Origin of the sequence: Mucilaginibacter sp. (assembly GCF_028288185.1) — a bacterium.
In the GTDB taxonomy this organism is placed as follows: Bacteria; Bacteroidota; Bacteroidia; order Sphingobacteriales; family Sphingobacteriaceae; genus Mucilaginibacter.
Window position 1 is genome coordinate 66,724 of the sequence record NZ_JAQBOF010000011.1, and the last position, 24,205, is coordinate 90,928.

At 42.2% G+C, this 24,205-nt stretch carries 16 protein-coding genes; 6 read left to right on the forward strand and 10 right to left on the reverse strand.

Annotated elements, in window-relative coordinates; translation table 11 throughout:
* Positions 1-37: 37 nt before the first annotated feature.
* Positions 38-652 (forward strand): hypothetical protein, encoded by a 615-nt coding sequence (locus JWQ34_RS05195; RefSeq protein ID WP_299354950.1) that lies wholly within the window; start codon positions 38-40, stop codon positions 650-652.
* On the opposite strand, the gene JWQ34_RS05200 is transcribed toward JWQ34_RS05195, so the two are convergent.
* From JWQ34_RS05200 to JWQ34_RS05215, 4 genes are all read right to left on the reverse strand, one after another.
* Entirely contained in the window at positions 649-1,440 is a 792-nt protein-coding gene (locus JWQ34_RS05200; protein ID WP_299354953.1) for a DUF4249 family protein, read from the reverse strand. The two genes, JWQ34_RS05195 and JWQ34_RS05200, sit on opposite strands and share 4 nt — an antisense overlap.
* The gene (locus JWQ34_RS05205; protein WP_299354956.1) at positions 1,434-4,181 is read right to left on the reverse strand and encodes a carboxypeptidase-like regulatory domain-containing protein; all 2,748 of its coding nucleotides are present in this window, start codon (positions 4,179-4,181) and stop codon (positions 1,434-1,436) included. Before JWQ34_RS05205 ends, JWQ34_RS05200 begins: the two co-directional genes overlap by 7 nt.
* A 105-nt stretch (positions 4,182-4,286) precedes the next feature.
* Positions 4,287-5,000 (reverse strand): LytTR family DNA-binding domain-containing protein, encoded by a 714-nt coding sequence (locus tag JWQ34_RS05210; protein WP_299354959.1) that lies wholly within the window; start codon positions 4,998-5,000, stop codon positions 4,287-4,289.
* On the reverse strand, positions 4,997-6,028 hold the full coding sequence (locus tag JWQ34_RS05215; protein WP_299354962.1) for a sensor histidine kinase: 1,032 nt from the start codon (positions 6,026-6,028) through the stop codon (positions 4,997-4,999). Before JWQ34_RS05215 ends, JWQ34_RS05210 begins: the two co-directional genes overlap by 4 nt.
* Before the next feature lie 270 nt (positions 6,029-6,298).
* Between JWQ34_RS05215 and JWQ34_RS05220 the strand changes: the two genes are divergently transcribed.
* Positions 6,299-9,031 (forward strand): hypothetical protein, encoded by a 2,733-nt coding sequence (locus JWQ34_RS05220; RefSeq protein WP_299354965.1) that lies wholly within the window; start codon positions 6,299-6,301, stop codon positions 9,029-9,031.
* Between the two features lie 161 nt (positions 9,032-9,192).
* Here the strand turns inward: JWQ34_RS05220 and JWQ34_RS05225 are convergent, their stop codons facing one another.
* Together JWQ34_RS05225 and JWQ34_RS05230 are read right to left on the reverse strand one after the other, a co-directional pair.
* Positions 9,193-11,226 carry an ATP-binding protein gene (locus JWQ34_RS05225; protein ID WP_299354968.1) on the reverse strand — a complete coding sequence of 678 codons (2,034 nt, stop codon included), beginning with the start codon at positions 11,224-11,226 and terminating at the stop codon, positions 9,193-9,195.
* Between the two features lie 122 nt (positions 11,227-11,348).
* Positions 11,349-12,503, reverse strand: coding sequence for an acyltransferase family protein (locus tag JWQ34_RS05230; RefSeq protein WP_367278597.1), 1,155 nt, complete (start codon positions 12,501-12,503; stop codon positions 11,349-11,351).
* Between JWQ34_RS05230 and JWQ34_RS05235 the strand changes: the two genes are divergently transcribed.
* Both JWQ34_RS05235 and JWQ34_RS05240 read left to right on the forward strand, forming a co-directional pair.
* Entirely contained in the window at positions 12,453-13,583 is a 1,131-nt protein-coding gene (locus tag JWQ34_RS05235) for a glycerate kinase (RefSeq protein WP_299354974.1), read from the forward strand. The two genes, JWQ34_RS05230 and JWQ34_RS05235, sit on opposite strands and share 51 nt — an antisense overlap.
* 131 nt (positions 13,584-13,714) lie before the next feature.
* Positions 13,715-14,080 (forward strand): hypothetical protein, encoded by a 366-nt coding sequence (locus JWQ34_RS05240; RefSeq protein ID WP_299354976.1) that lies wholly within the window; start codon positions 13,715-13,717, stop codon positions 14,078-14,080.
* Positions 14,081-14,101: 21 nt separating this feature from the next.
* Here JWQ34_RS05240 and JWQ34_RS05245 read toward each other — a convergent pair whose 3' ends face one another.
* A complete protein-coding gene (locus JWQ34_RS05245; protein ID WP_299354979.1) occupies positions 14,102-15,343 on the reverse strand; it encodes a hypothetical protein in 1,242 nt (413 codons plus the stop codon).
* 70 nt (positions 15,344-15,413) lie between these two features.
* Positions 15,414-17,708 (reverse strand): GH92 family glycosyl hydrolase, encoded by a 2,295-nt coding sequence (locus JWQ34_RS05250; protein ID WP_299355131.1) that lies wholly within the window; start codon positions 17,706-17,708, stop codon positions 15,414-15,416.
* A gap of 217 nt (positions 17,709-17,925) precedes the next feature.
* Between JWQ34_RS05250 and JWQ34_RS05255 the strand changes: the two genes are divergently transcribed.
* Both JWQ34_RS05255 and JWQ34_RS05260 read left to right on the forward strand, forming a co-directional pair.
* On the forward strand, positions 17,926-20,247 hold the full coding sequence (locus tag JWQ34_RS05255; protein WP_299354982.1) for a c-type cytochrome: 2,322 nt from the start codon (positions 17,926-17,928) through the stop codon (positions 20,245-20,247).
* A 4-nt stretch (positions 20,248-20,251) separates the two neighbouring features.
* The gene (locus JWQ34_RS05260) at positions 20,252-21,106 is read left to right on the forward strand and encodes a sugar phosphate isomerase/epimerase (RefSeq protein ID WP_299354985.1); all 855 of its coding nucleotides are present in this window, start codon (positions 20,252-20,254) and stop codon (positions 21,104-21,106) included.
* A gap of 113 nt (positions 21,107-21,219) precedes the next feature.
* Here JWQ34_RS05260 and JWQ34_RS05265 read toward each other — a convergent pair whose 3' ends face one another.
* The gene (locus JWQ34_RS05265; protein ID WP_299354988.1) at positions 21,220-21,849 is read right to left on the reverse strand and encodes an NAD(P)H-dependent oxidoreductase; all 630 of its coding nucleotides are present in this window, start codon (positions 21,847-21,849) and stop codon (positions 21,220-21,222) included.
* A 67-nt stretch (positions 21,850-21,916) separates the two neighbouring features.
* Positions 21,917-24,145 carry a biosynthetic peptidoglycan transglycosylase gene (locus JWQ34_RS05270; protein WP_299354991.1) on the reverse strand — a complete coding sequence of 743 codons (2,229 nt, stop codon included), beginning with the start codon at positions 24,143-24,145 and terminating at the stop codon, positions 21,917-21,919.
* Between the last annotated feature and the right edge of the window lie 60 nt (positions 24,146-24,205).

The window sequence follows — 24,205 nt, forward strand, 5'->3', positions numbered from 1 at the left end:
AACCGGTATATTAGATAACTAGCTAAACCTTAACCAAATGAAAACACTACACTTATTAATAGCATTGCTTTTCGCCGCCACAATTGCTAATGCACAAGCTATTGATAGCACAGAAATCCAGTTTCAAAAAGTGCTTGATGATGGCAAAATGACCTTTACTATGCCGCCGGGCTATGTAACAACCCCAATAGTAAAAAACAGGCAAATGCATTACGAGTTTGCGGTAAAATCTGTCGATAAGTCTTACGAGATACGCTACTCTGTTTCGCCTATGACCATTAAAGGATTAGCAGGGATGTATGAAAATAAAGATAAGGCCAAAGAGGAACTTACGGCTAGAACCTTATCTATGACAGTTGCACTTAATGTTGGCGGCGGATTATGGGACCCAACAATGGGTTTCGGTCCGTTTCCGCCGGAAGCAGTTAAAAGAGAGTTTGGAGCCGACTGGGGTGGTACCTGGTTTATCAATATTAAAAATAATTCTTTTGGTACCGAGTATAAATATTGTGGGATGACCACATTGCATAAAACCGGTGCTGCCGATGCCTATATAATGTATCTCTGTAACTCGAAAGAAGATCTGATTACCCTGATGAAAGATAATATGAAGGTGGATGGCCTCTTTTACGCGCTTAAATTTAGAGATTAAAGTACCGTAAAATTTAAAGTATCAGCCTGCATAGCGGTAAAAATACCAAATCCATTAACAATATTGGTAGGTACCTGGTTCAAATCCTGCGATGATGTGCGGGTATTGTTATTTAGCAGGTTGATGTATTCCTGGTTAACCCTGAGCAGTATAATCTGGTAAGCTCCAAGATAAGCAAAAGGACTGGCAGTAAGATTGTAGTACGATGCCCGGTTAGTGTTGATCTGCGAGTTTAACGGCTTGTCACTTGAAAAACTGTTAACAGGCACAGTCGCACTTACCCCTTTAATTACCAACACATGATTTAATGAATCGGGGTTTGACCAACTGAACAGGTTTAAAACTGTGCCCCTATTGCCCGGTGTGCCGGATACAATGGTTATGCCCGGATACTGCGAAACAAAATTTACCGGTTTAGCGGGCATCACCGTGCTGGCCGTAACATTATAGCCCAGATAGTTAAACTGTAGACTATACGTTTTGCCCGTAACCAAAAAGGTTAAGTTGGTGTAAGTATAAACACCGGATGTTGATTCTGTTAACTGTACCTTTTGGCTGCCATCAGATATATATACTTTCATCCCCGTAATATGCGCGCCGTATACAGCGGTATCGGTCAATGATTTTTGCTGATACAATTTGACAACCACCGGCTGCCCGGGCATAAGGTACGACTCGATAACCGGTAGTGTAGTACTTTTAGTGTCCGGGTTATCTTTAGTGCAAGCACTAAGGATAGTTACCGTAAGTAAGATAATTATTATTGATATATGTTTTTTGATTACCATCTTAAGCTAAGTGTTAAATTGGGGGTAAAGCCCAGGTAAGTAACATCGGTAGTAATTACCTGGTAGTTTTGTACCTGGTACTCGCGGTACCAGATGTTTTTATGGTTATATACATTAAATAACGACAGCCCTATGCTGCCTGTTTTGTTGCCGTTTATTTTTAGCAAGTCGTAAGTTGCAGAAAGATCAAGCCGGTGATAATTGGGCAGACGTTCGGCGTTTTTTGCGCCTACGTTAAACGCCGTGGTTTTATTACCATCGGCACCGGTAATAGTATAGCTTGATAGCGGTACCGTATAAGGGTGGCCGGTGCTGAAAATAAACACTGCCGAGAAGTTCCACCGGTCATAATGATACATGTTGATGGATTTAAACTCATGCGTAACATCCTGGTCTGCCGGGTAATAACTATTGCCATATACCGCGAATTTGTTTTGTGTATTGGCCAAAGTATAACTCAGCCAACCGGTATACTGCCCCAGCTTTTTCTGTAACAACACTTCTATACCTTTAGCGTTACCCTGCCCGGTGTAAAATGCCTGCTCTATGGTTGCATTACCGCTGCCGGGCCCAAAACCTTGTTGTTTAATGGTGTATTGTGTCAGCCCGGATAGTGTTTTATAGTAACCCTCCACATTAATTAAAAACTGATCATTCTCATAACTGGCGCCGCCCATGTAATGCCGGGCCATACCTACGGGTATGGTGCTGCCATCTGATATCACCCAAAAATTGCGGTTTCCGTTTAATACATCCTGCCTTGTAACCTGGTTTATAAACTGGTAAAACTGGCCCGTTGCGGCTTTTAAAGTAAAATGATCATTTAGGGTATAGCTTGCCGAGAAACGGGGTTCAAAGTATTGCTTACCTGTCTCCTGGAACCAGGTGGTGCGCATGCCGGGCTGGATGTGTAGCTTACCGGTAGGATCATACTCTATCTCGGCATAACCACCGCCTAAAAACGTTTTATTATGCTGACTGATCAGTTTATTAGTGTCATTCTGCGTATACTCATAGTTGATTTGCTGATGGGTGGCAAAACCGCCATACAATAGCTTTAGTGTGTTGCTTATTTGCCAGTCCCATTCTGTTTTGGCGCTAAAATCTTTCAGATCGTTTGTTTCAACAGTACCGTTGCTAAAGGCTACATCATTCCCACTTACATAGTTAACACCCGAGTTGGTGCGGTTGCGGTCATTAAAATAAGATGAATAAGTAACGTAGGTGTTTGAGTGTACATTTTTACCCCATACCGATGACCATTTTAAGCTGCCGCTCAAATTGCCATATTTTGTATAATCGGTAATAGAATTACTTATAATGCTTGAATTAAATGATGGCAGATCCCTGCTGTTGTCGGTTTTATCGGTACCGGTATAAAAACTCAGGGCCAACGTATTATTAGTATTAAGGTGATAAGTATAACGTGCGTCGGCGTCATAAAAATGCGATGCCGGGGTAACCTGCTGGCCAAAACCGCCGCCGCCACCACCGCCAAAACCACCACCACCGCCGCTGCCTGTGGCAGGTATGGTAGTGGCGTTAAATTGTTTAAAGATCTTGTCGTATAGCGGCCCCTGGTAAGAGCGCCTAAAAGCCAGCAATAAAGATGACTTATCATTTACAGGGGTTTCTGCAAAAACGTTTAAGCTTAATAAGCTAAGGTCAACGCCAAAGGTGGCTTGTTTGGCATTGCCATCCTTGCCGGTTATTTCGGTAACGCTTGATAGTCTGCCGCCATATTTTGCAGAGAAACCACCTTTGTATAATTGTACATCTTTAACCGCATTGGCATTAAACGCGCCAAAAAAACCATAAAGGTGATCAACCTGGTAAACAGTAAATCCATCAAAAACTACCAGGTTTTGGTCTGGTGTACCACCCCGAACATACGCCCCCGATGATGACTCATTAGTACCACTTACCCCGGGCATTAATTGAAATGCCTTTAATACGTCTTTCTCTCCCATGTTGGGTAATTTGTCCAAACTAGCCGGTGTAAGCTGCAACACACCTACCTTTTTAGCATCGGTATTCATTACCCCGCTTTTTTTACCAAGGATGGTGATCTCATTTAGTGTATTAAGTGCGGGCAGCATTTCAACAGTTATCGAATTTTTTATCTTTTCGGCATCAAGCCTGAAACGATAAGTTTGATAGCCGGAGTAACTAGCCTCTACAACACAGGTATCAGCCGGGACATTAAAAAATACAAACAACCCATCGGCTCCTGTCGAGAAGGATAATGGCGTATTGAGCACCCGCACCGTTGCTGCAGGTAAAGACTCGCCTGTGCTTTGATCGATCACCTTGCCACTTACGGAGAAATTAAAGTTTTTGGGCGGGCTTTTGGGTAATTCGACCGGTGTTAAATGGGTCGCGGCGGCGGCTGTCCATAACATATCCATTTTTTTTAAGCGTGCCAGGTCATCCGTATTTTCAAGAATATAAATTTTATCAGACTCTACCCAATAATGTAAATGGTTGTTGCTGCATACCTGGTCCAATACATTTTTTAATGATTCGTTTAAAAAATGATCAACAACATGATATTTGCTTATGGAATCTCGTTCGAATACGAATTTTAAATGATAGTCTTTTGCCAGGGTGTCTAACATCAAATCAAGCGAACAGGTAAAGAGCTTGCTTACGTATACCTTTTTTAGTGTTTTTTGAGTTTGCTGTGCAAATACCCCCGTTGCCAAACCTGTAAATAACAATGCCAGTAACAATTTTCTCATCCTTCTAATCAATAGCTTTAAACCGAAGGTGCGCCATGATAGTGACTATATAAAATAAATGAGATAAACCCCGATAAAACGCAGACCAACAGGGCAAATTTGTAGCTACTCTATTTCGCGGCCAATCATTTTATTGATGCTTAGGCGGTAATTGTCGCTAAGTGGTAATTCTATATCGGCGCTCAATACCTTGCCCCGTCTTATATGCGATATATAATCAACATTGATCAGATAAGATTTATGGATCCGGTAAAACTGTTCGGGTGGTAATTGCAATTCTATCGCTTTAAGGCTGGTTCTTGATAGTATGGGTTTTTGGTTATCGTTCAAAACTATTTTTACATAATCCTTTAATCCCTGTATATATTGAATATCGCTGAAATTAACCTTTATAAGTATGTAGTCCGAAGACACAAACAGGTAGTTTTTATAAAAGCCCACAGGAGCAGCCGGCGTGTTTTTTAATTCAAAAAGTTGATAGGCCTTTTGGCAGGCTCTTAAAAAACGCTCCTGCGGTACCGGCTTTACCAGATAATCAAGCACCTCAAGCTCAAAGCCATCAATGGCAAATTTTTCGTAAGCGGTAACAAATATTACAATTGGTTTGGTAACCAGGCTTTTAACCAGTTGTATACCACTAAGGCCGGGCATATGTATATCGCAAAATAAAACGTCAACCCGTTCTGTTTGCATAATTGTCAGGGCCTCGGCAGCGGTACGGCAGCGGCCTATAATTTTAATATAGCCAACATCTTTTAAATTATCCTCCATTAGCTTTAGGGCCAATGTTTCATCATCAACCAACAGGCATTGCATCATATAAATTGTATTTGAAGATTAACGGTATAATTATCAGCAGTTTGATCTATCACCAGGTTATGCTTGCCGGGATATAAAAGGTCAAGCCGCCTTTTTACATTGTTTAAACCGATGCCGTGATGTCCATCTGTTGGCATGTCATTGGGGTTGTAGGTGTTGGATACATTAAAGCTGAGCGATTTTGAATCAGCCTTTAAGTGTCCTGTAATTACAGGATTTATGATATCGCCGGTACCATACTTAAAAGCGTTTTCAACAAACGGAATAAGCAACATCGGCTCAATTGTTTGTTCGGGGCTGGCTATGTCAAATATAAAATTGGCTTTAACCTGATCTTCAAACCGTAATTTCTGTAAGTCTATATAGCTGCGCAGGTAATCGGATTTTTGCTGTAAGGTTACTTTTTCCTCATCGGTAATATAAAGCATGTAACGCAATAATTGCGATAGCTGCATAAGGGTGGGTTCAACCGCCGGTGGGTTTAACCGGGATAAGGCAACTATGCTATTAATTACATTAAAAATAAAATGAGGGCTTATTTGCGAACGCAAAAAAGCTAATTCAGACACTAAGGCAGAATTGGTAATATCGCGGCTGTTATTGATCTGCCTGAACCGGTCTGCAAGGTAACGGTAGGCAAAAGCCGCGGCTGTAATTGCGGTAAGCGGTAATAAATTGAAATGGGCCATTAAAGGAGGCGGACCAAGCGGGAAACCTCTTTTGGGGAATACCGGTTGTGTATGTACAATGCAGAGGTCAATTACAACAAAACATACAGCAAGTAAAGTAAAATATAACCAGGGTTTATTTTGCTGATTAAGAAACCGCGGGATAAGCAAAAATGCGTTAAGATAAAATTGAACGGCCAGCAGCAGGTTGATAAACAGAAAACGCCATGGCGAAAACAACATGCGAAAGCCGGGATTGACCGGCCTAATTAAAATGGGCAATAGGGTAATAAATGCCCAAAACAGCAGGTGCAGCAATATTTCAATAAAAGAGGCTGTTTTTAAACGCTTAAACATCATACCACATCAAATCCCTGATTTTGTCTATAACAAGTACAATTATCGCTATAAAAACTAAACGCGTTTATAAGCAGAAGGACAAACAATAAGGTTTTAACATTATTTAACTTATATAGATGAAACTCAATGTTATTAAGCCAATACAGATGCAAATGGGTCACCTATAATTGTAACAAATGCCTAACATAACAAGGTTATGCTAATAAACTGTTGCGTTTAAATATATTATCTTATAAATTGCTTTAACCCAATTATTAACCTCTTATTGCCATGACTGAAAATAATCTGCCCGTAAACACTACGGACAATGACTATGAACTTGACCGTCGACATTTTTTAAAAATAATGGGCATCACCACTGTAGGTTTGCCACTGACGGGATTTGCCAATTTTAATGCACAAGGCGTTTCATTTGTTGTTGATCCTAATGATGCAATAGCGGTGTCAGCATCGGTACAATGGGCAATTGACGAGCTGGAAACAGCGCTTAAAGCCCAGGGTGTCGCTATTCAGCATTGTGCAAGTATAGATAAGGCAATAAGCGGTAACTTATGCATACCTATCGCGGCAGCAAAGTCGGCAATGGCTAAGCCTTTACTTAAAAAGGCGGGTGCTAATATTCCTGCTGTTCCCGAAGCTATGGGGTTAGTCCCGGCTATGCATGGTGTCCGCCCAATTTTAATAGCTACCGGCCATGATGAGCGCGGGGTAATTTATTCGCTGTTAGAATTAACAGACAGGATTAATTGTTCTGCATCGCCACTGTCATCCATACACCTATCAAAACCAATAATTGAGCAGCCTTTAAATAAAGTGCGATCAATAAACCGCATGTTTTGCAGTGATGTAGAGGACAAGCCCTGGTATAACGACCACGAAATGTGGCCCCAATATTTAACCATGCTGGCTACCCAACGGTTTAATTGCTTTAATTTATCGCTGGGTTTAGGTTATGATTTTTTAACTGGCGTAACCGATGCTTATTTCCTTTTTGCCTATCCGTTCCTATTATCAGTGCCCGGTTATAATGTGCGCGTACCGCAGCTTCCGGATGCCGAACGCGACCAGAACTTAAAGATGTTGAAATTTATCAGCGAGCAAACGGTAGCCCGGGGTATGAACTTTAACCTGGGGATATGGATGCATGGCTACCAATGGATAAAAGCTCCAAATGCTAATTATACCATAGAAGGGTTAACTAAAGAAACCCACGCGGCCTATTGCCGCGATGCAATCAGTTTACTGTTAAAAGAATGCCCCAATATAAGCGGTGTAACATTGCGTATCCATGGCGAGAGCGGGGTAACCGAAGGCAGTTACGATTTTTGGAAAACTATATTTAGCGGTGTGGCCAATTGCGGCCGAGTGGTGCCCATAAATCTGCACGCCAAGGGGCTTGACCCCGAAATGCTGAATAATGCTTTGTCATCCGGCGTGCCAATATCAATATCGCCTAAATACTGGATGGAGCATTTGGGCATGCCATATATGCAGGCAGATATTCGCGAACCGGAGATTCCTAAGCCTAATAAAAAAACATCAAAGCTGATGAATTTAAGCGAGGGTTCGCGCAGCTTTACCCGCTATAGTTATGGCGACTTCATGAAAGAAGATAAAAAATACGAAGTGGTCCACCGTATATGGCCGGGTAGCCAACGCTTTTTATTATGGGGCGACCCGGTAATGGGTGCGGCGCAATCGCGCGCGTTTAGCTTTTGTGGAAGCTCGGGGGTAGACTTGATGGATCCGCTATCTTTTAAAGGTAGGCGTGGCTCGGGCATTCCCGGAGATCGTTGTGCTTATGAAGACGTGTCACTTCGCCCACGTTGGGATTGGGAGAAATACTTGTACAGCCTGCGAATATTTGGCCGTACGCTTTATAACCCCGATACGGATAATGATGTTTGGCAACGCTATTTACGCAAAAACTTTGGTGGAGGAGCGCCTAGCGCACAACAGGCGCTGGCCAGTGCAACCTGTATATTACCAACTGTATTAACCGCTCATGGCGAGTCGGCAGCTAATAATGCTTACTGGCCGGAGATGTACACCAACATGTCGATAGTTGCTGTATTGCGAGATCAAATAGGAGATACACCATCGCCGCATGTTTTTGGCGCGGTTAGCCCGGCCGATCCGCAATTGTTTTTAAGCATTAATGATTTTGCAAAAGAGCTGGTAACTGGCAAGCACAGTGGTAAGTATACACCACTTGAAGTTGCACAATGGCTTTACGATGCTGCCGATATTGCAGAAAGTTCCTTACATCAAGCCAGCGTAAAAGCCATTAACAAAACCAAGCCGGAATACCGACGCTGGGCTGTTGATATAACTATGCAGGTAGGTTTAGGGCGATTCTTTGCCACTAAGTTTGTATCGGCCGTGTTGTATAATATCTATGAGCAAACCGGCGATCGCGTAGCTTTGGAAGCCTCGCTAAAGGAATATAAAGCAGCAAGAGAACATTGGGTTAAACTTGCCAATACCGCCAAAGGCGTTTATATGAAAGACGTAACCGCCGGCGAGAACCCCTGGCTGCGCGGCCACTGGTTAGACAGATTACCGGGCATTGATAAAGACGTTGATCGCATGAGCAAAATACTGGATGACGTTAAGCCAAACGACACACGCCAGCCGGTAGCCATCATGGCCGTTAACGCCTGTTTAAATCGCACCAAACGAGCAGTTGCCAAATGCAGTCATGTGCCTCTTAAAACCTTTACACCCGGCAGCGCGGTTAATCTGAATATAATGTTTGATAAAATGCCGGCATCGGCTAAATTATATTACAGGCATGTTAATATGGCCGAAAGACATGAAAGTGTTGAAATGAAAGCATCGGGTAATAGTTATACAGCAACCATCTCAGCCGCTTATACCCAATCGCCTTACCCATTGGAGTATTATTTTGAGTTGGAGGAAAGTCCTAAATCAGTTATCCTATATCCTGGCTTTAACGAGCTGCGGAATAATCAGCCATATTTTGTGATAAGGCGGACCTAAATGAAAAGACTGTTATGGATATTGCCGTACGTAGGTTAATCCCAGGTTCGATAATATTGAATAATGAAGGCCTTTCGAGCATCTTTGTTTCACACGAGAGGGACACTTTTATTTGACTATCAATATGTAATGGCGAGATAAGTCCCATCAAAAAGAAATAGCTATAACGGCAATTCAATAAAAAAAGTAGTGCTAAAGCCAGGGGAACTTTCAAACCATAATTTACCATTATGGCTTTCAATTATCCTTTTGGAGATAGATAGACCAAGGCCAAAAGGCTGTTCTCCATCTGTACCTACTCTTTTGGCGGAAGTAAACATTTCAAAAATGTTGTCCTTGTCTTGATCGGGTATGCCCATGCCATTGTCGGCAATGGCTATTAATATTTTCCCTTTATCGGCTATAGCTTTTATGTTTACCAATATCATACCTCCCTCATAACTAAATTTAATGGCGTTAACAATTATGTTATTAAAAACGCGCCATATTTTTTCATGGTTGATAGAAGTTATAATCGGTGTCTCGCTGCTTTTAAATATAATTTGTTGTTTCTTTTCGTTGGCTTTGAATTGTAGCAATTCTACCGAGTCGCGCAGTAACTCGTTAATATCAAGTCTTTGTTTAACCATCGGCTCGTCCTCCTCAGCAAGGCCGGATTTTAGCAGCTCGTTTATCATTTCTAACGAATGCATACCAGTAGCTTCCAAAAGTTTCAGCAGGTGTTTATTTTCTTCGGATGATTCACCCTCAATTACGGCATTGGCCAGGCCAATCATTCCCGATAGTGGGTTCCTCAGATCATGCGCCATGATGCGCATTATACGTACAATGTTTTGATTGGCACGCTCCAGCTCTTCTAGTGTTTGTTGTAATTGCTCATTTTGCAAACGCGTGTTTTTATGATTTTTACGGCTTTCTTTTAAAACCCGGCTAATAAACATGCTGACAGCCAGCAAAAGCACAACTAAAACCGTAGCGCCAATAATATATAATTTTTCCAGCCTTTCGGTATGTCCCATATCGGCAAGTAAATTTTCGCGATGAATTGTATTTAACTCGCGGTCAACATCCAGCCGATGTATTTTGGCATTGGTTTTATCTAACGAATCTTTTAGGCGGATATATTTTGACTGATACTGATAGGCATCATTTGCCTGGTGCTGAGTAAACAGATAGTGTGCGTACAATCGGTTCCATTCTATGTTCGGTACAGGGTTATCCTTGCTGTAAAGATCAAGCAGGTTGCGGCTTTTCGCAAAATATTCTTTAGCCTTAGCGTATTGCCTTGTTTGTAAATACAATTCGGCAAGCTTGGTAAATGGTGGTATGCGCATGCCGTCCACATCTTTAATTGGTATGGCAATACAAGCCAATAGATAACGCTCGGCTTCGGGCAGGTTTCCTTGTTTAAAATAAAGGCCGCCTAAATTATCATACACTACAATACGGGGTGCTGCTATGCTCTTTTTATCTACAGCTCCCAATGCTTCTGTTTTATTAATATAAGCCAGATCTATTTTATAATAATAAGCGGCGCTATCAAACATTTCGGCTTTTTGGTAGGATACGCCAATATTATCTAAGGCCGCCTGTGTTAAAAAAAACAATTTTACCGATGATTTGGGTTTGGGACATAATTGTAATTGATGGTAACTTTCTACCCAATATCTTGCTGCCTGAGCATAACTTTGTTGGTTAAAATAAATATCGGCTATTTTCGAAACCAAATTACCACCATCGCAATTGCCGTTTGATAATGATTTTTTGGCCTTATCATAATACTCCAAAGCAGTTTCATATTGTTTAATTGCCATACTGGCATCTCCTTTGGCTAATAAGGCTTTAAAGTAGTCTTCAGGGTATTTTTCAATGATGTCCTTGTCTGCAAAAATGGCTAATGCACTATCGGCATAAAGTCCCATTATATAAAGGTTGATCCCCTCGTTATGGGCAGACATGTAATCGTAATAAGCGCTTAATTGGGGATTGTCGCTTTTAAATTGGGCACGTTGTTTTAACAATATTTGGCTTGCGCTATCGCCTTTACCGGCCATTACCAGGCTATCTGCGTTTTGTACATATTGTTTTAAAAGAGATGTGGATTGATCGTCTGAAGAAACACAAGAAGACAATGACAACGAAATGCAAATTATAAAGGATGCTATAACAATAAAACCGTAGCGATTAATAGGCATGACGAACAAAGACAAATGTGATAGTTTGGATCCAAAGGTAATCAATTTATAGCATTCTTGCTATAAATGAACGCATTAACGAGTAAAAGACCACCCAGGGTGGACAAAAAGGGGACATTGGCTTACAGCGTTTCCTTAATAGTTTTTTCTTTGCGTTTTATAAAAGGCTTTTCAATGAATATCCATGATAGGAATGCGGCAACATAGGTCATGGCTAATACCATGGCTAAATTTACCGACCCGGTAAGCTTTTCCTGAACTATTACGCCCATTATTAAACCATGATAAATATAAATACCGTACGAGATATCGTTGGTGCGTAATATCTTTTTAGCAATTCCCGGCAAGGTGTATGCCATCGAAATAACAGTAAAGCCCAGCAACGCATATTTAATATAACCATAAGTTGCCTCTGATACGGGTATAAGTATTGGCGATATAGTGTAAACAAACAATAAATAAGCAATGACCCAGTAATGGGCTTTGTTAAAAATAAACTTCGATTTAAATAGCTGTAATTTTTGAAAAACAACTCCCACCAAAAAAAGATAGATATGTGGTGTAAAGGTATAACCCATAGCTTTTTTAAATGAATAGTGTTGCGTTTGAAACAAATAATTAACAAACGCAAACAGCACTATTAACCCCAAAAACCAATAAACAATCGATTTTTTTGGAACCAGCATATACAGGATAGGTAATACTATATAAAACTGCAATTCGACAGTTATTGACCATAACGCGCCGTTATATGAACCGAAACCCCAGTTGCTTAAAAAGCCCGGCGTATAAATTATACCTATCATTTGCGCCGGTAGCCATTTTAATGCCTCCATATTAAGAAAACTTATACCGGTTAACGATATGGCGATAATGGTAATAAACAAGCATCCCCATAAACCGGGAAATATCCGTAACGCGCGGTTTTTAAAATAGGTGCCCAAATCATGGTTACGCTCAAGCGATGCGGATATCAAATACCCACTTACCATAAAAAACACGGGCACACCGGGAAACAGATATAAAGTCTCGTTTAAATAGAAGCCCAATTTTGTGGGATGTATATGTTGAAAAAAGTGATCGAAAACTACTTGAGTGGCAGCCATCAGCCGTAACAGGTCAAAATTATTTACTTTGAATTCGACTTGTTGTGTTTGTTTCAAAAGACGGCGCAGTTTTAATAAAGGTAAAAAAATAATGTAAAGAAATACCGTTAATTTGGCTGTATGAATATTTTGATTGCCCCCAATGCTTTTAAAAACAGCCTCGATGCGCAAAGTGTTGCCGAGGCTATTGCGTTAGGATTAGAACAAAGTAATTTGAATTGCCAATGCCAACTTTTCCCGGTTGGCGATGGTGGTGACGGAACGGGTGAGCTATTGATCAAACACCTTCATGGTACAATAATAAATGCAAACGTGCACGATGCATTGGGCCGTGAAATCACAGCCTCGTTCGGATTGGTTGATAATGGCCGTACGGCGGTAATTGAGATGGCAAACGCATCGGGCATTCGTTTATTAAAACCAACAGAATTAAACCCAATGCAGGCCAATACAACCGGTACCGGCGAGTTAATAAAAGCCGCGCTTGGTAAAGGGGTTAATAAAATTATAATCGGCATGGGTGGCTCGGCAACGGTAGATGGAGGTATAGGCATTTTAAGCGTTTTAGGCGTTAGGTTTTTAGATGCTGAAGGGCAAGAGCTACAACCGATCCCCGCTAAATTAGAAGCAATGGAAAGTGTCGACCTGTCTGGTTTAGACAAACTAGTACTGGCTTGCGAGATAGTTATACTATGCGATGTTGATAATAAACTATTAGGCAATGAAGGCGCGGCGACGGTTTTTGGGCCTCAAAAAGGGGCAGCACCCCATGATGTGGTAAAACTTGATACTATGCTGAGTAAACTAGCCGCTATAGCTTTGCAGCAAACTGGCAAAGATATGACTACTATTAAGCACAGCGGCACCGCCGGCGGTGCCGCCGCAGGATTATACGCTTTTTTAAATGCCCGCTTAATGAGTGGCGCAAATAGCTTTTTAGAACTTACCGGTTTTAATGATGCCCTGCAAAATGCCGACCTGGTAATTACCGGCGAAGGCGCCATTGACGAACAAACCTTGCAAGGAAAAGCACCGGGTGTAGTAGCCGGGTTAGCCAAAAAGAAAAATATTAAAGTGATAGGTTTAGCCGGAAAAGTGCCCTTAGCCCCCAGCGCGGCACTTAATCAATACTTTGATACATTGCTTTCGATTAATAAAGAACCTACAGACCTGCCGACTGCCTTAAAGCACACACGCGAAAACCTGGTATACGCTGCCAAAGAAATTGGCGATTCATTAGTTGTAAACTAGCCCCGCACACTCAAATAAACAGTCGTTTAATACCATTGTACCAAGCCAAAACAACCAACGGTTGTAGGGGTGGCATGTTAATTGCATTTATAAGAATGCCAACTCGCAGTTTTTACCTAAAAAACATTTATATGCACTTCCCCCTGTTTACTTTAGCAACTACGAATATGATACAGGCAAACATTAACAGCCAGACCTACTTCTTTACGGTAAACCATATAACCAAAGAAACAAGTGGTAAACTAATATATGGTATAAGCATCAATAATATCCACTACTTTTTAAGCAAAACATCAGGCATTAATGATGGCGCGCAACTAGATAATAACACACCTTTTACCAGCGAAATACTTAAAGAACTTGATGCGGTTATAACAGAGATAGAGTTAAAATATAAAAAACGCCAAACACTTGAGAATATAAACAGAGAAATATTCAGCATACTTATAAGGTTGCGTAGCATAGGATTAAAGAGGTTTAAAAAGCTCGCCATTTAATAGGACAATAAAGCAACTTAGTTATTTACCTTCATTTGCCGCCCAAATATCGCGGATGGTATCTTCATCGCCATGTCCATCTGGTACGGCATCACTTTTATTATTGGCATAATACCAGCGCTTTTTATCAATGGGCGAGGTGGTCTGTCGGCCTCCCGGCATTTCAACATGACCGTTAGGGTCGGTTTTCTTTACCCAATCATAAGCGTAATGCAGCCAGTTTTGGCGATAAGGGGTGGGTTGATGTGCAAACCAGCTTATTTCATCATATCCCCAAACCCATATAGATAGTCCGGCGGCTTTAGCCTGGCTGGGTTGTTTACTAACCCCGTAATTATCAAACTCCACTAAATAAGGCAGATGGTCGCAGCTCCATCCGCTTGGCGTAATGCCGCCTTTACTGCGTAAAAACAGGGCATCGGTATGGCCAACTTCCAGTTTAGCTTCTTCTGGCTTGTCCGGTATTTCTTCTATCCTTAACGGGAAAGCATGCACATCCATTAGCAAATGTCCATCCTTTAAAAAACCACCGCTGGGTACGTGCGAGTCGCAGATCACCATTTTGCGGCGGGCGTGTTTATGGGCATAATCACGAATTAAGCTTAGTATTTGCGCGTAATGGTCAAGGTTCTTGTCGTTTTTGTTCATTAACTCTACTTGTCCAAAATGCAAGCCCTCAATACCAGCATCAATGTATGATGCACCTAAGAAATAAAAGAACAGTTTAGTTTCGTTCTGACTCACATCGGGTACAGAGCCACGTCCCCATTGCCCTTTAAATTTACCATCGGGATAAAGCATGGCATCATAACTAAAGTTTCGCTTTTCGACAGGTAGATTCAATGCTTTAAAAGCCCAGTCGGGCACCTCCAGCTGGTTAACCTGCGGAGTTACGATCTCAAAAATACAAGCCTGCAAAATAACATCAGGGTCTACGGCATGTACTTTATCCGCCAGTTCTTTTTCTTTTAAAAGATTTTTGGGGATATCAGCCTCTTGCCCCCATTGGCAAACCGCCCGCCCAATTAATTTTGCGCCGGTGTTTTTGATCATGCGCAGATTATCATCAAAATTTCCTTGCCCAATCAGCAAGCTTTGCATAGTGATGGAACGGTTTAAATAATTCTCCAACACCTCGCGGGATATGGTCTTCTTGAATTTATAATCGACTTTTTTTGCGGGTGGATTGGTGTTAGCATAAGTTGTACCAGCAATGCCGATGAAGCAAAGCATGGTGACCAATAGGATTAACTTATTTTTCATGATATAACATTTAGTATTAAATAACTGCAAGAACCAGCCCTCTTTGCCGTTTGCGGAAGAGGGTTTGTTTTTATATCCCCCATTTCTTATTAGGCTCGGCTCCCATCACAAATTCCAGCGTACCGCCCGCCAATATTTGCTTGTGACTGATATAGCATTTGTTATAAACCTTGCCATTTAGCTTAGCCGACTGTATATAACAGTTAGCCGGCGAGTTACCTTTAGCAATAATAGTAAATATCTTACCCGTTGCCCCGGCACGTAAAGCCACTTTGTTAAACAGCGGACTAAATATTTCATACCGCGGATCGCCGGGCGTAGCCTGATGCAGGCCGCCTGCCGCCAAAACAAACCATGCCGACATTTGCCCTACATCCTCATTTCCCACTAAACCTTCAACCCCGGTTTTGTAGGCATTCTCGCAAACTTTGCGTACCCATTTTTGTGTTAACCAAGGTGCACCTAGACGGTTAAACATAAATGGCACTAAATGCACTGGCTCATTGGCCTGGTTATAATAATCGTTCCATTCAAAATTGGCGGGGGTGTTTTCAAAGAATGAGTTCAGGTCAGCAATGGTTTTTTCGTGGCCACCCATAAGTGTTGCCATGCCATCAATATCATGTGGAACAAACCAGCCTTGCTGATACGGATTGCTTTCCACCGTGCCATAATCCTGTTGCAGTCGACCACGTTTTGGCCATGGTTTCCAGGTGCCATCGGCATTTTTGGGCCTGAACCAGCCTTTTTCAGGATCAAATATCTGTTTATAGGTTTGTGAGCGATCTGCATATAGTTTTATATCTTCCGGATGCCCCAACCATATAGCTAGTTTGGACATGCACCATTCGTCAAAGCCATATTCTAACGTACTTGAAATATCCATAGCGTGAGGCGCAGGCTTATTGCCAAATTTCTCTACCGTATTATGCGCGTATTTGTAGGCTTTTTGCACATCGAAATCACGTATACCTTTACTGTAAGCATCGGCAATTACCGGTAGTGCAGGATTACCCACCATACAACCGGAGTAAGCGTTTAACAACTCCCATCGCTCCAAATAACCTTCGCCGCTTTGGTCGGCCAATTCAACCAGCGAGTTTATCATATCACTAACAATATTGGGATTGATGATTGATTGCAACGGAAACTGGCTCCTGAACACATCCCAACCACTAAACACCGAACGCTTTATAAATTTATTGGTATGATGCGGTTTCATATCAGCACCCATGTAAGTGCCATCTACATCGCTTGTCGCGCGAGGGTCTATAAGGGTATGGTATAGGGCGGTATAGAATACTGTTTTCTGGTCCTCTGTTCCACCGGTTACACTCATGGCCGATAGGCTTTTGTTCCACAATGCTTTGGTTTGCACACGGGTTTTGTTAAAATCCCAGGCAGGGATTTCGGCGGTTAAATTAAGTTTTGCTCCCGCGATGCTCGAAAACGAAATACCGCTTTTCATCAGCACCACTTCTTTATCGCCGGTTTCAAATTCGGTATAAAAGCCCAGGTGCTTGCCTTGTTGCTCTTTAATATTGGGGATGATAGCCGCCTTAGCTATTAATGAATCGTATTTTAAACTGGTAACGCTTTCGCTTTTCCTGGAGATACCACTAGGGATATCGGCGCTCCACACACCGTAGTTTTTTAGCGGCTTGCTAAACCGGGCATAGAAATATACAGTGTAATTAGCTTTACCGGCACCATTTCCCCAGCCACCGCCTTCGGGCGGGCATTTCATCCAGCCCTCGATAGTGTAATCATCAACCACTTTAATATATTGCTCGGTAGATGTACCGCCAACTCTGCGGGCCAGATCTATCTGTATGCGCGATTGTTTGTTTTTAGGGAAAGTAAACTTCAATATCCCGCTATGCGGCGCAGCAGTAACTTCTGCACGGATGTTATAGTCAGTCAATGTCGCCGCGTAATAACCAGCCTTCGCAATTTCATCATCCTTGCTGTAATGCGAACGATAACCCGGCAGTTGTTTATGCCTGCCAGCCACTACATGCAACGGGCCTGTTGTTGGCGTAACCAGCAAGTTACCCAAATCGCCGTACCAGCCGATGCCACTCATTTGGGTAAAGGCAAAGCCCTCTATATATTCCATTTCATAGCTATAGCCGGGGCCGTTATCGCCACCGGTTATGGTGTTTGGGCTTACTTGTACCAAGCCAAACGGTGTGGCCGCTCCAGGGAATGTTTTGCCCAGTCCATGCAACACATGTGCCGCCGCCGCGCTGGTACTGGCCCCAATAAATGGGTCTACATAGTCAGCAGGGGTTTTTGTTTGTGCCGATACAGTTATAGTATATAGGACAGCACATGCTATCAGGGCAAAATTTTTCATTATAATTGGTTTATAGCGTTGGCGACTCTGCGACTAAGGTCGCATAAAATAATTATGCAACGATGTGTTTTACACGGCGCTAAAGTAAAATAATTATTACGAAAGAGATTTCCTGACCATATTTTAGTTTATAACCAATAAATAAATAGATTTTTAGAAAAAATTTGTCTTTGTTTGACAAACCAATACTTGTATACGCAAGTAACAATTATCCTAAATACGCATGAAAAAGTATATTTATATATTACTGCTGCTATTGGCAGTGGGTGTTTTGTACCAATGTACAACCCATAAACTATTGGTATCAGCACTTACCAACAATCCGCCAAAGGCTAATATTAATTCATCGCCGGTGGTGCCCGCTAACCAGTCTATCAGTAAAATGAAACTGGAGCCGGGCATGGCTATTACCATGATCGCGTCCGAGCCATTGCTTAGTACCCCTGTAGCCATCACTTTTGATAAAAAGGGCCGCATTTGGGCTTTGGAAATGGAAGATTACATGCCCGATACCACAGGCCATGGCGAGAACGAACCTTTAGGTAAGGTGGTTGTGTTGACCGATAAAAATAACGACGGCATAATGGATGATCGTAAGGTTGTTATAGATTCGCTGGTTATGCCGCGCGCTTTTTGCCTGGTAGAAAACGGCATATTAGTTGCCGAGCCACCCCGCCTTTACTACTACGAACTGGTAAATGATAAACCCGTTAAAAGAACTTTAATAGATGCTAAATATACCGAAGGCGGTAATGTTGAGCATCAGCCTAACGGCCTGTATCGTGGATTGGATAACTGGATATATAACGCAAACTCTGCCAAGCGCTACCGTAAAATGGGCGATAAATGGCTGACCCAAACCGCACACGAAAAGGGCCAGTGGGGCATAGCTCAGGACGATCAGGGACGCATGTATGCTAACGATAACTCGGTGAATCTTCAAGGCGATTATTTCCCGCCAAGCCTGGGCCTTACCAATAAAAACCAAAAAGGCATGGCCGGTTTTAATGAGCGTACAGTTGCTGATAATCGCACATTCCCAATACGGCCTACGCCCGGCGTTAATCGTGGTTATATGAAAGGCGTTTTGGATGACAGCCTTCGCCTAGTAAACTTTACCGCGGCTTGCGGACCGATGATCTATCGCGGTGGTTTGTTTGGACCTGATTACCAATTTAACGCTTTTGTAGCCGAACCATCGGCCAATTTAATAAAACGCGATATCCTGACAGAAAAAGGCAATGTGGTTAAAGGCCGTGAAGCCTATCATGGCCGCGAGTTTCTAGCCAGTGTTGATGAGCGTTTTCGCCCGGTAAGCTTATATGATGGCCCGGATGGCGCATTGTATATTGTAGATATGTACCGCGGTATTATTCAGCATAAAACTTATTTAACGCCTTATTTAGCAAACGAGATTGGTAAAAGGCAGCTAACCAAACCGCTGTCATGCGGCAGGTTATATAAAGTTTATCCGGCAGGAAAAAAACTGGTGAATGTTACTTTCCCTGATGATCCGCTTAAACTGGTTGCTTTATTAGGAAACCCTAACGGTTATGTACGCGACAAAGCTCAACAAATATTGGTGGACAGTAAACCACAGCAGGCTATCGCGGCATTGCAACAGGCCCTTAAATCAACCAATCCATTATTTGTTACCCATGCTTTATGGACACTGGAAGGTTTTGGCGTTTTAAAGGCTGATGAGGTTTTGGCCGTATTACAATCGCCGCAATGGAATATCCGTATGCAGGCATTAACGGCATCGCCAACGGTTATCGACAGAAATAATTACGGACAGTTTACCACTGCTTTACAGCAAATGGTTACTAATAATGATACTACAGCCGCGCCTTATGTTGGTTTTGTGGCTAATTCTATCCAGCCGTTTGACAGGAAAGCTGCCGATAATATTCTGTTAAGCCTGGCAAAAAAATATCCAACAAATAATTATGTAGGCGATGCTATTGTGTCTAACCTGCAGGGCAGGGAGGAAGCTTTCCAGAAACAATTGGCAATGGTGGTGCCCGATACCAGCCGCGCTGTTAATAAACGTCTGCAACGGGTAATTGCCGCTATTGAGGATGCCAAGCTAAATAGCGACCCTAAGCTAATGGCTAAATACTATCCAAGAGGTGTTGCTATTTATGGCACCGTTTGTAAAACTTGCCATGGCGAAGACGGTAACGGTGTAGCCTCATTGGCCCCGCCGCTAAATAAATCAGAGATAGTTAATGGTAATAAGGTTACCATGATATCTATTATATTGAAAGGCTTGGGCGGGCCGGTTAAGGTTGCAGGGCACTTATACAAAGCACCAGAGATAAGTGGCGAAATGCCGGGCTTTGCCGATAATAAAGATTTTACGGATGATGACCTGGCGCAGGTAATGAACTTTGTGCGCCGCTCATGGCAAAATAAAGGCGATAAGGTTACTGCCGCTGATGTAAAAGCCAATCGCGCAAAACTGGCAACAAGACAAAAATCATTTACTATGGCCGAGCTAACTACTCCGCCAAAAGTTGACCCATCAATAAAAACCAACTAACCTAATGAAAAACATATTTTATTGCCTTGTTATTGGCAGCTTACTGTCTGGCACCGCCTACGGGCAAAAGAAATTATTAAAAGAAGCACCGGGCGTGGTGTCTTATTCGTATCGTAATGATCTGGCTAAAGATGTACCGGGTACGCTGGATAAAATTAAATCGGTAGGTATAACCAATATTGAATTTTCCGGACTGTTTGGCCAAACGCCAGAGCAACTACGCGCCCTGCTTGACGCGCGTGGCATGCGCTGCACCAGCATAGGCGTTGGTTATGGCGATCTGGATAAACACATGGATAAAGTTATTGCGCAGGCCAAAGCTTTAGGTGCCGAATTTGTGCGGATAGGCTCTATACCACATCCCGGTAATTTCCAGGACCTGCATGCCGATGTAGTTAAACAAGCCGCTATCGACTTTAATAAATTTGGCAAAACATTAGCCGAAAACGGCCTAACCTTTTGCTACCATAATCACGGCCCTGAGTTTAAACCTGCAGGCGAGTTGGGCGATGGTATGTTATTTGATTACCTGGTGCAAAACACCGACCCTAAATATGTATCGTTCGAGATGGATGTGATGTGGGTTTACTGGCCCGGACAGGACCCGATCTACTGGTTAAACAAATACCCTAACCGTTTTAAACTGATGCACGTTAAGAATGTAAAAAAAGGTTTGGAGCGAGGTAAAGGCGCGACATTTGTATCGGTTGGCGAGGGGCAGATGGATATGGAAGCCATACTACGCGCCGCGCAAAAAACAAAGATCAAATATTTTTATATTGAGGATGAAAGCGCGCCCGAGTTTATTGACGCGCAAATGCCGGTAAGCGTGCAATTTTTAGAAGGATTGAAAAAGTAGTAACCCTTATCAATCCTTACGAAGTGAAGGATCTTATAAAAGCGATTAAGCGATAGTAGCCAGCTATCGCTTTTTTTATTATTCATTGTGCTGGTACCCCTGAGCACACTTGCTTATATATGTATAAATAGTTCTTCTTTGGGCCGGCGCACTTTAGCGGCTTTGCTAAAAACATCATCCTCTGCCCGGAAGCCGATGGGAGCTATTACAGTTGTGGTTAATCCTAGTTCCTTTAATCCTAATATCTCATCAAATTTACCGGCTTCAAAACCTTCCATAGGGCAGGCGTCAATACCCATGTCGGCGGCGGCGGTTAGTAGTACACCAAGCGCTATATAGCATTGTTTGTGGTTCCAAACAATTTTAACATCCTCGGTCATAAGATTGACGTTATGGGTGATGTTGGTTTCGAAAGCCTCCAGGTTAGCGCGATCAATGCCGCGGGTGGCCGCGATATGGTCAATATAATTTTTTACATACGCGCCATCCAGGTTAGTTTCGGCAGCAAAAATTATAATGTGTGATGCTGTGGTTAACTGTTGCTGGCCGCGAGCGGCTTCGCGCAATTTTTCTTTTATTTCGGGGTTTTCAACAACCAAAACACGGTAGGCCTGCAAACCGGCTGATGATGGAGATAGCTGTACGGTATCTAATAATGTGTTTAACTGTTCGGCCGACAGTTTTTTAGTAGCATCGAATTTTTTGGTGGCGTAGCGCCAGTTTAATTTATCTATGAATGACATTATGTTCTATATTTAATTTCATTCAAAATTAAATGTTTAAACACGCATTTACGTCACGCCATAGTAATTATAACTTGCCTTGGTCTTTTAGTGCCTGTTTCTTTGTTTTTATATCATTTTTAATGGCGCGTTTTTCCTGCCGTATCTGTTTATTTGTTTTCCCGGTAGGGTCAATCGCGTTTATACGCTGATCTTCTTCATCCTTTAACATTTGCTCGGTCTTTTGGGCAACCGTATCTTTCTTCCCAAATAGGCGCTGAAAGAAATTGGGTTTCTTTTCCGGTTCCGGCGGCGGTTCATTAATTATAGGCAGCGAAAAATCTTCATCAGGTGGGGCATTTAATATTTTGTTTGCAGCATTAGAATCAACTGTTGCAACATGTCGGCGCTGGCTTTCTTTTAAACGAACGGTATAAAACCCGTACGAGCTGCTATCCACTTGTGTAAAGCCTTTACCCATCATCATTCGCCCAAGCGAGTTAAAATAGTTCTCTAACCCCGGTCTTAGGCTGCCATCCGGTAAAAATGCATACAGGCCTGCTTTTGGCCTCGGCACAATGTTGGCCAGGAATATACTCTCGCCTAATGTTAGCTCTGATGGTGCTTTGCCAAAATAATAATGCGATGCCTCGCTTATGCCATAAATTCCCGGTCCCCATTCTATAATGTTAAAGTACACTTCCAGTATGCGATCCTTAGTCATGATGTGATTATTCTCCAGCATCCATACAATTAGTATCTCCTCAATCTTACGGCTAAGAGTTTTCTTCCTGGTTAAAAACAGATTTTTAACCAACTGCATAGATATGGTACTGCCGCCACGCTTAAATTTATGGTCCTTGATATCGGTAACTATTGATTGCCTTATAGCCTTCTCAACAAATCCATGATTTTTATAAAAAGTAGGATCCTCTGCAGTCATTACCGCGTTACGTAAATATGGCGATATTGCTTCCAATGGCGTATAATTAGGGTTTTCCGGGCCGATAATATGCGATGGCATCGGCTTGTCCTTCTCATAAGGTGTGTACACAAAGGTCTTATTAAGTTTGCCAAAATCAGTTTTGCCATAATCAGCAATATGAAAATCGGCATCCTTATCCATTCGCGAATCAAATTTCAAGCTATCTGGGTGCTCTTTGTTGAGGTAAAAGTTAAGTGCATAATTTAATTTGCCCGATACTTTAATGCCCTCCAATGTTTCAAACATCCCGGTAGGGAACGAATCAAAAATATCCTGCGCGTTTTGCCAGCCGGTATTTAGTTTCAACTCATAAATTTTAACGGGACTAAGCATATACTTAATAAACGGATGCGCGCTCAACTTCTTTAAATGAATAACCGATGAGCTATCTAACGATACATAATTGGCCCCCACAAAAACATTAGCGGCTATTGATCCATCTTGCACCACAATATCATTAGCTGCCAAGCCCGGTTGGTTTATCAGCAGGTTATGCGCGCTGCAATAAGTTTCTATTCGTGTTTCGCCGTCACTATGTTTTACGTTGGTTAGCTTTATGGTGATGTTATCAAAATTTACCCGGGCTTTAAAGCGTTTCTCAATAAAGGGTATCTCCACCTTGCCCTTTTCGGCATAAAGCTTAATGTCTATATTTTTGTCGCTGGGGTGCATAGTACCGGCAAAATGCCAGGTAGCAACGGTATCATTTATTTTTATGGTCGATGTCAGGTCGCCATCGTCAATTTTGGCAGTTTGGGTAAGCAGTTTTAATTGTGTGCTATCGTTTTTAAATGATACCAGGAAGTTGTTCACCACCAGGTTGTCTGGAATTTTATAAAGGACCTCTTTGATCAGGTTGTTTGACAGTTCGCTTAGATCAACTTTGTTACGCGTGGCGGTCGAATCTGTCTTCTTTTTAAATAGGAAATCGAAGTTTTTAACGCCTTTAATATCCGTTAAGTTTAAATGCCCGTTCAATAGGTCAACATTGGCCAGCTTAATATTGCCAAACAATAGCGGAAACAGCTTGATACTAACATCAAAGTGTTTTATAGTAAGCAGGCTGTCACGATTTTCGGGTACGATGGTAATATCGGTACAGGTTACGGTAGTGAGTCCGGTAAAATGCGCCGAACCAATTTGCAGGTCTAAGTGATAGAGTGTTTTAGCTTTTGCTTTTGCTTTTGCAATTTCGTTCTGTAAAATCGCCTCGCGTTTGGTATAAGCAATATATCCGCCGATAAACAGGATAACAAATAAGGAAGCAGCAATAATACCCGCCAGGCGGATGTATTTAGGATTAAGGCGATGCATTAAAGAAATTTTGTCCAAAAATAAACTAAATTGTATGGATACAAACGTTATGATTGCTAAAATGTTTCCCTGCTAAGC